The sequence below is a fragment of the Pseudomonas sp. 6D_7.1_Bac1 genome (assembly GCF_025465945.1).
Taxonomy (GTDB): domain Bacteria; phylum Pseudomonadota; class Gammaproteobacteria; order Pseudomonadales; family Pseudomonadaceae; genus Aquipseudomonas.
Map to the genome: position 1 here is coordinate 1 of NZ_JANLNW010000078.1, position 11,775 is coordinate 11,775.

The window sequence follows — 11,775 nt, forward strand, 5'->3', positions numbered from 1 at the left end:
CGCCATCCAGAACAGTGGCGACGGCCTGATCTACAGTCAGAACGGCGACCTGCAACTCAGCGCCGCGAGCCTGGCCAATGGCAAAGGCACCCTGCAAAGCCTGGGCGCCAGCACCCTGACCGTCAGCGGCGATATCGACAATCAGAGCGGGCGGCTCCTCGCCCAGAACGGCGACCTGCGCGTGACCGCCGCCAACCTCGACAACCGCGGCGGCACCCTCGCCAGCCTCAAGGGCGCCCTTGAAGCCCGCGTGGTCGGCGTGTTGAAAAACGGCTACGACCTGACCAACAACCGCCAGGGCGGCATCACCCAGGCCCAGCGTCTGACCCTCAGCGCCCTGGGCGGCATCGACAACTATGGCGGACGCATCTCTGCGCAAAGCGGCGATGCCATCGTCGATACCGGTAGCACCGGCAACTTCGACAACCGCAACGGTGGGCTCTACGCCAAGGGCCTGGTCAAGGTCAGTGGCAACAACTTCGACAACAGCGGCGACAACGACGGCCAAATCGCCGGCAACCGGATCGACCTCAGCCTCAACGGCGCCCTGAACAACCGCCTGGGCATCATCGAAAGCGACAGCACCCTGAGCGTGCGCGCCGCCAGCCTCGACAACCAGACCGGCCAACTGCGTGCACTGGGCACCAGCGGCAAGACCGAATTCCAGATCGGCGGTCTGTTCGACAACCGCAACGGCATCGTCGAAACCGCCAACAGCGACCTGACCCTCGGTGCCGGTGGTTTCATGAACGTCGGCGGCAGACTGTTGCACGTCGGTACCGGCACCTTCGACATCGCCACCGCGAACGTCATGGGGGCCGGTGGCACCCTCGTCACCCGAGGCGGCCTGACCCTCAACGCCGACACCTGGACCAACAGCAGCGTGATCCAGGCTGGGCGATTGACGGTTAACGTGAACAACTTCAGTCAGAGCGCGGGCGGCCAGTTGCTGGCAGCCAACAGCTTTGTCGGTAGCGGTGTCAACTGGTTCAACGAAGGCTTGATTGCCAGTGATGGCAGCCTGAGCGTGGGTCTGAGCGGTGCTTACTGGGGCGCTGGTCGTCTCAGCAGCCGGGGGACGCTTGGCCTGAGCGCCGCGCAAGTGAGCCTCAATAGCGCGACTTCCAGCATCGCCGGCGGTAGCGACACCACGCTCAATGTTAGCGGCCAGTTCGACAATTCCGGTCGGCTGACTTCCAGCGCCGGGCTGACGGTCATGGCGGGAGGGGTGAGGAACTTCGGGACATTGGGGAGTGGGGGAAACCTGACGCTCTCGACCGGCGCATTGTTCAACTACGGCGGTTATACCAGCGGCAGTTTGATCTTCAGCGGCGGCGACATGCAACTGCTGGCGTCCAACTTCACCAACAGCTATGCGCAGGTCTACAGCCTGGGCAACGTGCTGATCGCCAGAGACTCGTACCAGAACAAGGCCGATCTGCTGGATAACCGTTCGGGGAACATCGAGAGCGTCGGCAACCTGACCATCGCAGCCACGACGGTTAACAATGTCATGGATGTGTTGCAGTACACCGAGCATGAGAAAAGTGTTGCGACCATCACTGAATTGCCGTGCACATTGATCGCGGGTCCTGCATGTGACTACCGTGGCGGTGGCCGCAGAAACGGCCTTTGGGAAATTGCAGAAACCGATCGTTTGAAGATAACGCTTCATTCTGCAGCCGCCTCGATCAACAGCGGCGCGAACCTGACGATTAACGCAGGAGAAGTGAACAACATCAGCAGCAGTCTTACAGCGGCTGGCGATTTAACTGCCACTGCTTCGACGATCAACAACAAAGGTGTGCAAGAGCAGCAAATAGAATCCACTCGAAGATACGTGAGCTGGGTCAACGAAACCGCCACGGCCATTAGACTGGCTGCCATCTTCACCCAACGAAACAACCCGACACCTTCGGCCACGGTCGAAGCGGACATGAGCAACTTTCTGGCCTGGATGGGAGAAACACTGCCCGCCAGCACCCGCGTCATCAACGGTGAGTCTCTGGATGCCATTATCCAGGCTGGCGCAAATGTCACCCTCAATGCCGCTCAGAACATCAACAACAGCGTGGTTCGCCCGTACTATGCCTATGTTGCGGCGGGTCGTACCAAGACTGACACCGGTGCGGGACCGGCGTACTCCACGCCGATCTACATCAACGCGCAACTACCACCCAACCTGGCCCAACAGCAGGTCAACCCACTGAGCCTGCCGGGCTTCAGCCTGCCCACCGGGCAAAACGGCCTGTTCCGCCTGAGTGGCCAGGGCGGCACTGTCCGTCAGGCAACCCAGGCCAACAACGCACCCCAAAGCTGGACCATGGGGGGGGCCAGCGTCAGCAGCGCCCAGCGTGAAGTAAACCTGCCGAACGCTCAGGCCCGCAGCGTCCAGATCGCTGACATCGCCCAGGTTTCCGCCAGCGACCGGCAACTGGTGCAGACCGCCCGCCAGAGTGCCGGCATCAGCGCCAGCGGCAGCGCGATCAACGTCACCGCACCAAGCGACAGCAGCACCGGCAATGTTCAGTTGCCCGGCCATGACAGCACCCCCGGCGCCATCACCCAGGTCGGTACCGTGCACGTCGATGCCGCCAGCCAGCCGCCAGTGGACGCCACCCACCCCGACCTGAGCCTGCCGACCCTGCCAGCCACCCAGCGTGATCCATTGGCCGCGATCAGCGCGCCGGTCGCCGGCGCCGTGCCGAGCGGCGCCAGCCCGGCAGTCGCCATCGCTCAAATTAGCCGCCCACTCGACGTACCGGGCGCGGCAGTAGTGCCGATTGCCACGACACCCGTGATCAGCACCGCCGTGGCTGCCATTGCCACGGCACCCGTGGCCAGCACTGCTGTGGCCGCCATTCCGGTAGCCATCGCGGCCGTGACCAGCACCCCGGCCACCAGCCAGACCGTCGCCCGGGTCTTGGGCCTGCCCGACACTTCCGGCAGGTCCAACCCGCAGAAGTACCTGATCGAAACCAACCCAGTGCTCACTGACCTCAAGCAATTCATGAGCTCGGACTACCTGCTGGCGAACCTCGGCTACGACCCGGATAAAAGCGCCAAGCGTTTGGGTGACGGCCTCTACGAGCAGCGTCTGATCCAGCAGGCCGTAGTCGCCCGCACCGGTCAGCGTTTTATCGACGGTCAGACCTCGGACGATGCACTGTTCAAGTACCTGATGAACAACGCCATCACCAGCAAGCAGCAACTTGGATTGTCGATGGGCGTGACGCTGACGTCACAGCAGGTAGCAGCCCTGACTCACGACATCGTCTGGATGGAAAACGCCACGGTCAACGGCGAAACCGTACTGGTGCCGGTGCTCTACCTGGCCAACGCCAACAACCGCCTGGCCCCCAACGGCGCCTTGATCGCCGGCAACGACGTCTCGCTGATCGCCGGCCAGGACCTGAACAACGTCGGCACCCTGCGCGCGACCCACAACCTGTCCGCCGCCGCTGGCAACGACCTGGTCAACAGCGGCTTGATCGAAGCGGGCAACCGCCTGGACCTGCTGGCGGGCAACAACATCGTCAACAAGGCCGGCGGCATCATTGCCGGGCGTGATGTGAGCCTGACGGCGCTCCGGGGCGACGTGATCAACGAACGCAGCGTGACCACCCACAACAGCAGCAACGACAACTACAGCCAGCAACGGACGTTCCTCGACAGCGCCGCCCGCATCGAAGCGGCCAACAACCTGAGCCTCCAGGCCGGGCGCGATGTCAGCAACAACGGCAGCGTTCTGCAAAGTGGTGGCGATACGGCGATCAGCGCCGGGCGGGACATCACTATCGCGGCCACTGAAAGCCGTAATAAAGACGACTACGGCTCGAATAGAAACAGCAGCTCCGTCACCCAATACGGCGCCACCGTCAGCGCCGGCCGCGACCTGCAGATGAACGCCGGCCGCGACCTCTCGGCCATCGCCAGCCAGATCGAAGCCAAGCGCGACATCGCCCTGGCCGCGACGGAAAACCTGACCCTGGCCTCGGCAGCGGACGAGAGCCACTCCTACTCCAAGACCAAGAAGGAGACCCGTCAGGAGGACCATGTCAAACAGATCTCCAGCACCGTGACTGCCGGTGGCAACGTTGCGCTGAGTGCGGGTAAGGATCTGGGGTTGATTGCCAGCCGTATCAGCGCGGGGGATGAGGCGTATTTGTACGCGGGTAATGACCTGAACCTGAAAACGGCTGAAGACACTGACTACTCCTATTTCTCCGAGACTAAGAAAGGTTCGTGGGGCAGGAAAAGCTCGACGATGAGCGAGAGTGAGAGCGATACAGCTGTCAGCTCCACCATCGAGTCAGGGAAGAAACTGGTGATCTCAGCTGCGCAGGACATCAATGCTGAAGGGGCGAAGCTGACCAGCGCCGGAGCGCTGAAAGCGACAGCGGGGGGCGATATCAACCTCGATGCGGCCGAGAACTTTGCGAGCAAGGCCACCGCATCATCCAAAAGCAGTCTGTTCTCAAGCAAAGCCAGTAGCAGTTCTAGCAGTCAGAGCAGTTTGACCGGTACCGAGTTGGTTGCTCAAAGCATCGATCTGCAAGCAGACAATGATCTTGTACTGAAGGCAGCAGCACTCAAAGCAGTCGGAGCAATAACGTTAGGTGCTGGAAATGACCTCGAAATCGCTACCGATACCGTCCAGACACGGCAGTCATCCAGCCAGACCAAACAGTCCACCAACATGGGCTTTGGTTTAATCATGTGGGCAAATGCTGAGCAGAAAGCCCAGCAGAGGGAACAGAGTTCGACGCAGAGTGTGGGGTCAACGATCAGCGCTGGCAGCCTGAATATTAAAAGTGGCCGGGATACGACAATAAGCGGAAGTACGCTTGTTGTGGATCGGGACATAAAAGTTGATGCGGGCCGAAATCTTGACATCGTTAGTGCCGAAAACACGAACGGAGCGAACTCAAGCTCCAGCAGTAAAAAGGTCGGCGAGCTCGGTTCCTGGTGGCAGAGCGCTACTGGGGTGCTCAAGCAAAAGGCCGCCGATCAAAGCGACACGACCCAACAAACCGGGAGTCAGATCGCTTCCTTGGGCGGTAATGTCGATCTCAAGGCGGGCGAGCATTACAACCAGATCGCCAGCCAGGTTGTTGCGCCCAAGGGTGATATCAATATCTCCGGCAAGCAGGTCGATATTCAGGCGGGCTTCGACAACCTGAAAGCCAGCAACTCCGCGAGCATGAGCCGCACGGCTATCGGTGGCACCGTCAACATCCCCCTGCTGGATGCGCTGCGCGGTATCCAGCAGATGGGCAAGGCAGCACAAGAAACCAGTGACGGGCGCATGCTTGCACTGGCGGCCGTGAACGCTGCCATGAGCGCCAATCAGGCGATCGATAGCGGCCAGGCGCTGATGAAGGATCCTAAGACGGGGTTCAAGGTCAGCATCAACCTGAGCAACAGTAAAAACCACTTGGAGGGCAATCAGTCCGGTAGCAACGTGGTGGGCAGCAGCGTTGTGGCAGGTGGCAACGCCAATATCCTTGCCTCGGGCGCGGGGGCAGATAGCAATATCAATGTGATCGGTAGCCGGATTGAAGGCGGTGCAGACGTCAATCTGAAAGCCGACGGCAAGATCAATCTTTTGGCCGCGCAAAATACCGCGCATCAGGAAAGTACCAATGGTAATAGCGGTTGGAGCGTTGGCATTGGTTTCAGCGCCGGCGGACAACAGAACGGTTTCTCGCTGGACCTTGCCGCCAACAAGGGTCGTGGAAATGCCGATGGCGACGACGTCACGCAAACCAACACCGCCATCAAAGCAGGGCAGACAGTACGACTTGACAGTGGCGGCGATACCAATCTCAAAGGCGCAGTAGTTTCCGGCCCGCAAGTTCAGGCCAAGGTTGGTGGTGATCTCAATATCGAGAGCTTGCAAGACACCAGTACTTACCGTTCAGAGCAACTGAGCGCCAACGTCGGCGTCAGCATCTGTATTCCACCGTTTTGCGTTGGCATGAGCAGTGTCAGTGGCGGTATCGCCCAGCAACATATGCAAAGCGATTACGCCAGTGTCAGCGAACAGTCGGGTATCAAGGCAGGCGACGGTGGTTTCCAGGTCGAAGTCAAAGGCAACACCGACCTCAAAGGCGCGGTCATCGCCAGTACCGACAAAGCGGTAGCCGACGCTAAAAACACCCTGAGCACCGGCACGCTGACTACCTCCGACATCAAGAACAAGGCTGAGTACGATGCCAACAGCATCAATCTCAGTGGTGGCTATGGTGGCAATATAGGTCGAGACGGGAACGGTAATGCCAGCGCCACGGCCAATAAAAATGGCCCAGTACTTCCCAGCAAAGGTGGCGTGAGCGTTGGTGCTCCGGTCGTGTTGTTTGCCAGCGGCAGTTCCAGCAGCACAACCCAAAGCGGGATCAGCGGTGCAGCGGTCATCATCACCGACGGCGTCAAGCAGCAGGAACTGACCGGCCAGACCGCTGAGCAGGCGATTGCCGCGATCAATACCAACGTGTCCAGCGACCGGGATGGCAGCAACAAGCTCAAACCTATCTTTAATGCGCAAGAAATCGGTGTGGATTTCGAGATCGTTGGCAAGTTCGTGCAGAACGTCTCTCAGTACATTGAGAATCGAGCGCGGGAAATCGACCAGACGAAGGATCAGGCCAAAAAGGAAAAAGCCGCTTCTGATGATGAGACGTTGCCCCTTGCTGACCGGATAGCCCACCACGAGAACTACTTACAACTCAATCAGCAGATCAAGGAGATCGGCGATAACTGGGGGGCCGGCGGCACTTACCGGCAAATCGCAACAGCCCTGGTCGCCGGTATCAGCGGTGGCGTAACGGGCAGCAGTGCCCAGTTCGCGCAAAACATGCTGGTCAACTACGTCCAGCAACAGGGTTCGGACTACATCGGCCAATTGGTGAAAAAGGGCCTGAAGGAGGGCAGCCCTGAGCATGCGGCCCTGCATGCCATTCTCGGTTGTGCCGGCGCTGCCGCCAGCAATCAGAGCTGTTCGGCTGGCGCCTTGGGTGGCTCTGCCGCCAGTGTGCTGGCTGGCCTGTTCGCCGATTCCGATCCGAACGAAACCGCTGTAGAGCGCGAGGCCAAACGCAACATCATCACCAGTTTGGTGACCGGTATTGCGGCCATGAGCAGCCCGAACGGTGCGGCTACCGCCAACAACGCGGCGACGGCGAATGTTGATAACAACTGGTTGGCGACTCAGCAGTACGTTCAGGCTTGGAAAGAGATCGATGCCGAACCCAATCTGTTCAAGAAAATCGCGATTGCCGGGAAGTGGGGGATTACCTCTGCCCGTCAGGATGGTCTGACAGCGTCCGGGTTTCTCAACGGCTTCACCGACGCTATGGCGGGTAGCGGCCTAGGCACATTGGACAGTGCCGTGAATTTCATGCGCGACCCGGTGGAAAGCATCGGCGCCATGAAGGAGTTCCTCTCTTCTCCCGAGGCGATAAAGATCTTGGGGGCCAGTGTCGCTGAAGCGTTCAAATCGCAGCTTTCGCAAGTCGCTGACGCCGCCGTAAACGGTGGCGATGCCAACGCTGAAAACCTCGGCAAGCAACTGGGCCAGTCCTTGGCGCTCATCGTACAGCTCGTGGCGGGGGGCGGCAGTAACGCAGCCAACAGCTCGATGCTGCTCTCGCGCATGGGTATCGACGTATCGGCCAAGACCGTCAAAGAAATAGGGGTAACGGTCAAGATTGAAAGCGTCAAAAACCAGATCATCAAGCTGCCAGATTTGGTGCTGGATTCGGATGTGCCGGTGGTAGAGGCTCCGAAGGTGGTTACGCCGCCAAAAACTGATGTAACGCCGCCAAAATCGGTTGATCCAGTAACACCAGAATCGCCTTCTGGACCTGAAAAACCAATTGATGTCGATAACGGTATTCCGGCAACGTCAGCAATTGCACGAGAAGCGCTTCGGCTTAAACTTGCAATTGAAGCGGGAATCCCGCGATCCCTGGACAAGGTTTGGGGGGCGTCGGTAGATGATTTCGTTCAAGCGTATAAAATGGATGGGGCGACGCTTACACCTAAACCGCCCAGACCGGGTACTTCGGGGAAGGCTGAGGCATATATTGTGGAAGGGCATCCGGAAATAAGCGAGTTTCAATATCATCCGGGTAACGGCGTTCACGGTAGTGGTGAGTACTATAAATTTACATACAAAGATGGTATGGAGGTTAGGGTTATTGATTCAAGTTCGGATTTTAGTCCAGGTACGATTACCAAATATCAGCAGTATTTTGATAAGGACGGTAGTCGTCTGAAGTATATCGGTAGTAAATGGCTGGCTTGGTGAGGAAGTGTGAAGTGAACGCGATTTTTGTCCCGAATTTAGAAGCTGAACTGATTCCTGGGGTAAGTGCTGCTGGATTTAGTCTGGGAGACTCTTTTTCGAATTTGATGAGGTTGATTGGTCCAGTAGATTGGTATGAAGCGGACGCCGGTATACATGACGTACTTCTGAGAAGTAAAGGATGGGTTGGTGTAAGGAAGAAATTAGGTTTTGATGGGGGGGTTGTTGTTACCTTGACATATATGAATAGCTTGATTCTTCTTGCGTTTGAGTGTAGTGAGGTTTTGTACCGGATAGTCGTGGGTAGTGGGTATTTAGGGACGTTTAACGGTGTTAGAGTTGGTGATGATTTATTGTCGCTTGAAAAAAATTTTGAAATTGACTTTAATGATGTTGATGATGAATTTTTGATTCTAAAAGATAAAAGCTATATTGGCGGTATTAGTTTTATTACGAATTATAGAGCTTCGTTGATGCATGCGCCTGATCAAACTATAAAGTTTATTTCAGTGCATGATTGGGATCTTAGGTAGTGAAGGGGAGGTGCGGGAAATGGCGAGGTGAGCGTCCCCTTTTTTCGTTCGTTGTATTTCAGTCTGCGATAAGCAATGTCAAAAATGGGATTTATTTATGGCGGATTTATTTACGGGGTGCCGGATTTTGTCGTCGTAAATAAATCCGAGGTTTTTTTCGTATCCTGACAATGCAGCTATATATAACTCTGATGGGAAGTTGCGTTTTTAGCTTAAAATCCCGCTGGAAAGGGCAGCTATATCGGCGACATTCATTGTGGTGCGATGCCCGATAACCCCGATACTTTAGGTGTTTTGGTTGGAACGACCGCAAAAGGCAAAAGGACAGGCAAAAGCGGTAAAAGAGCGGCAAAAGGGGACACCCATTTTTCCTCATTCATCAGTCAAATAGCGCAATTATTCACATCAATCCAAATACAATTCCTTCCGGTATTGATCGTGCTGCTTTTGACAAATGGAAGATTCAATGCTGGCAGCAACGAGCGGAAAATTTTAGGAATTGAATATGAACGTTACGGCGCAGCAAGTTGAAGAGTTAATATCATTACATCCTGATGTCGTGTGCTTTGGTAGTGAGGCGGATCGGGTGAGTGATGGCTGGATTAAGAGGGCGGAAGAGAGACTAGGGCTTGCGTTGTCAGAGTCGTACAAGTGGTTCTTAAGAACTTATGCTGGTGGAGAGATTGGTGCTGAAGAAATTTACAGCATCTATGGAGTGGATTTTGACAGTGTTAATAGGGGGGATATTGTCTATCAGCATATTGTTGGCATGAAAAATAATTTGGTAGGTGGTAAAGAGCTCGTAATTAGCGAAACCGATATGGGGGAGGTTTTTTCTTTGATTATTCAAGGTTTAAAAATGACGAATGCCCAGTGAGTCTTCGGCTTCCGTCTGGAGAGAGTATTCATTATTCTTCAGATTTTTATGAGTTTTTATATAAGCGAATTTCTGTTCATATTTGATAGATCTCCCCCTCCAACACCGGCATCGCGCCGGTGTTGTTTTGTCTGTTTAATGTAATAGAGCAAAAAGGTGACACCCATTAGCCGGTATCGAGTCAAGGCTAATAGGTGTCCCCTTTTTGGTGCAGATTGTTTGCGACTTAGAAGGCTCCATCATTGGACCCACTCTGAAAACGAGCCTTACCCTCAAATAAATCGTACCCCGCGATGAAGTACATGGTTATCGTGGGGTACGGCGTTGAGCACCATTGTTTTGCAAAATCTTGCGCGCACGGCCTGAGGCTCAGTTCATCCTTCCCCGCAAAGTGGGGGAACAGCCTATACGTTACTTCAGTGCTGCGCCCGAATCTGGCGCCCCAATACATCCATCACATCGCAGCCATCACGCAGCAGCATGGCCGCTGCGTGGGCGATTTGCTGCACGTCTGCGCCTTTGGCATGGGCAATGTCGAGGCTGGCCAGGCTTTCCATCATCTGCGTGACCGCCAGAAACCGTGCAGCGGCGTTGCTGTGCAGCACATCCAGCGGCGCTTGGGTGGCGACCAGCAGCACCGGGATATCGCAATCGTTGTTGGCCATCGGCATGTGCGGGTTCATGCGTCATCTCCCGGTTGGGCGGCGTGCAGTCCGTCGATCGACGCCTGAACCAGTGAGCATTGGGTGGCAACTGTGCGTGGGTTGACGGACCGGCTCTCACGAACACCGGCGCACCCGAAGGTGCCCCGCGCACAGTCGCCATATGCAATGCAGCGGGCACAAAAGTGCTCGAGCAGAGAGAGGCTATGCACGTCGTAAGAAAATACGGGCCGTCAAACCCGATCACGAATGAGTCGTGACAGGCGCGAGGATAGGGAGTGAGGCGGTGGCCGTCAATCGGCCTAAGGTCTGACGCAGGTGGTTTGTTTGTAGGTTTGTTCCGGGACTGACAGTTGCCGTGTGCGCAGATACCGATCGCCGGTTGCGATGAACGCAACTGGGGTGGGATTAACGGTCTGAGGAAAAGGAGGCTGATTTATTGATGTACCCACCCAGCCAGAAACTCTTCAGGCCATATATTTCAATTGAGTAACATTCCTACTGTATAGAAATAAGCTGGACATCTTCCAGCAAAGGACGCAGGGCACTCTATACAGGCCCCCTCATAAGGAAACGAGCGTGCAGGTATTAGCCCTGCACGCTATCACTGCCGTCGACTCGATAACGCTTGGATTCAAGCCGTGACCGGCAATATGACCTGGTGCTTCTGACGCCCTGTAACCGAATGAAATGACTTTACCCATGGAGTAACACTATGAGCTTGACCAGGAAATTGTTTGTCGGCGTTGCCTTGACCAGCCTGCTGCTCGGCGGTTGCACCTCAAGAATCACGGAGAAGGAACAGTACTCAGGGTTTCTTCCCAACTACAACAACCTGCAAGAAGTCACTACACCCAGTGGCGAGAAAACCATGCGTTGGGTAAGCCCGTCCTGGAACCCGAACGCCTATGACACGGTGGCCTTCAAGCACATGGACTTGTACCCGGTACCCAAGCCCAATGAGCGGGTCAACCGTCAGACGCTGGATCAGTTGCAAGCCTACGTGACGGACAATGCCAAGAGCGTACTGAGCCAGAAGTACCATGTGGTACCGAACGTTCAGTCGGCCCCTGCCGGTTCGCGAGTTCTGGTTGTGCGCGCCGCGATTACCGGGGTCACGGCGTCTAACGAGGGCATGAAATGGTATGAAGTACTGCCGGTTACGGCCGCGATAGGCGCGACTCAGGCGGCTACCGGCCACCGCGACCAGGACACCGAGTTGTTCATCGAAGCCGAGATGATCGACGCGAGCAACGGCCAGACTGTGGCAAAAGTGGTGCGCAAGGTCATGGGTGAGCAGGTGAAAAATGCAAGCCAACCGGTAACCGCCAACGATTTCAAAGCGGCGATCAAAAAACTGAACAGCGATATGCAGGCATTCATTAAATAGCAATG

General features: G+C 56.3%; 6 protein-coding genes. 5 read left to right on the forward strand and 1 reads right to left on the reverse strand.

The window, feature by feature from the left end:
* The 4 genes from NTD87_RS23530 to NTD87_RS23545 all read left to right on the forward strand — a co-directional run.
* Window positions 1-8,311 (forward strand): hemagglutinin repeat-containing protein (locus NTD87_RS23530; protein ID WP_315975341.1); only part of this gene is annotated, 8,311 nt, incomplete at its 5' end.
* 11 nt (window positions 8,312-8,322) lie between these two features.
* Entirely contained in the window at window positions 8,323-8,841 is a 519-nt protein-coding gene (locus NTD87_RS23535; RefSeq protein WP_262116596.1) for a hypothetical protein, read from the forward strand.
* 419 nt (window positions 8,842-9,260) lie between these two features.
* On the forward strand, window positions 9,261-9,344 hold the full coding sequence (locus NTD87_RS28170; protein WP_410017517.1) for a hypothetical protein: 84 nt from the start codon (window positions 9,261-9,263) through the stop codon (window positions 9,342-9,344).
* A gap of 2 nt (window positions 9,345-9,346) precedes the next feature.
* A complete protein-coding gene (locus tag NTD87_RS23545) occupies window positions 9,347-9,718 on the forward strand; it encodes an SMI1/KNR4 family protein (RefSeq protein WP_262116598.1) in 372 nt (123 codons plus the stop codon).
* Window positions 9,719-10,134: 416 nt separating this feature from the next.
* On the opposite strand, the gene NTD87_RS23550 is transcribed toward NTD87_RS23545, so the two are convergent.
* Window positions 10,135-10,401, reverse strand: a complete 267-nt coding sequence (locus NTD87_RS23550) for a short-chain dehydrogenase (protein ID WP_262116599.1) — start codon at window positions 10,399-10,401, stop codon at window positions 10,135-10,137.
* A 694-nt stretch (window positions 10,402-11,095) separates the two neighbouring features.
* On the opposite strand from NTD87_RS23550, the gene NTD87_RS23555 reads away from it, so the two are divergent.
* Window positions 11,096-11,770 carry a DUF3313 domain-containing protein gene (locus tag NTD87_RS23555; RefSeq protein ID WP_262116600.1) on the forward strand — a complete coding sequence of 225 codons (675 nt, stop codon included), beginning with the start codon at window positions 11,096-11,098 and terminating at the stop codon, window positions 11,768-11,770.
* Window positions 11,771-11,775 lie beyond the last annotated feature (5 nt).

Excerpts from the sequence above, each read along its gene's own strand:
- NTD87_RS23545 (WP_262116598.1), top strand. The coding sequence starts at position 9,347 with ATGAACGTTACGGCGCAGCAAGTTGAAGAGTTAATATCATTACATCCT.
- NTD87_RS23550 (WP_262116599.1), bottom strand. The coding sequence starts at position 10,401 with ATGAACCCGCACATGCCGATGGCCAACAACGATTGCGATATCCCGGTG.
- NTD87_RS23555 (WP_262116600.1), top strand. The coding sequence starts at position 11,096 with ATGAGCTTGACCAGGAAATTGTTTGTCGGCGTTGCCTTGACCAGCCTG.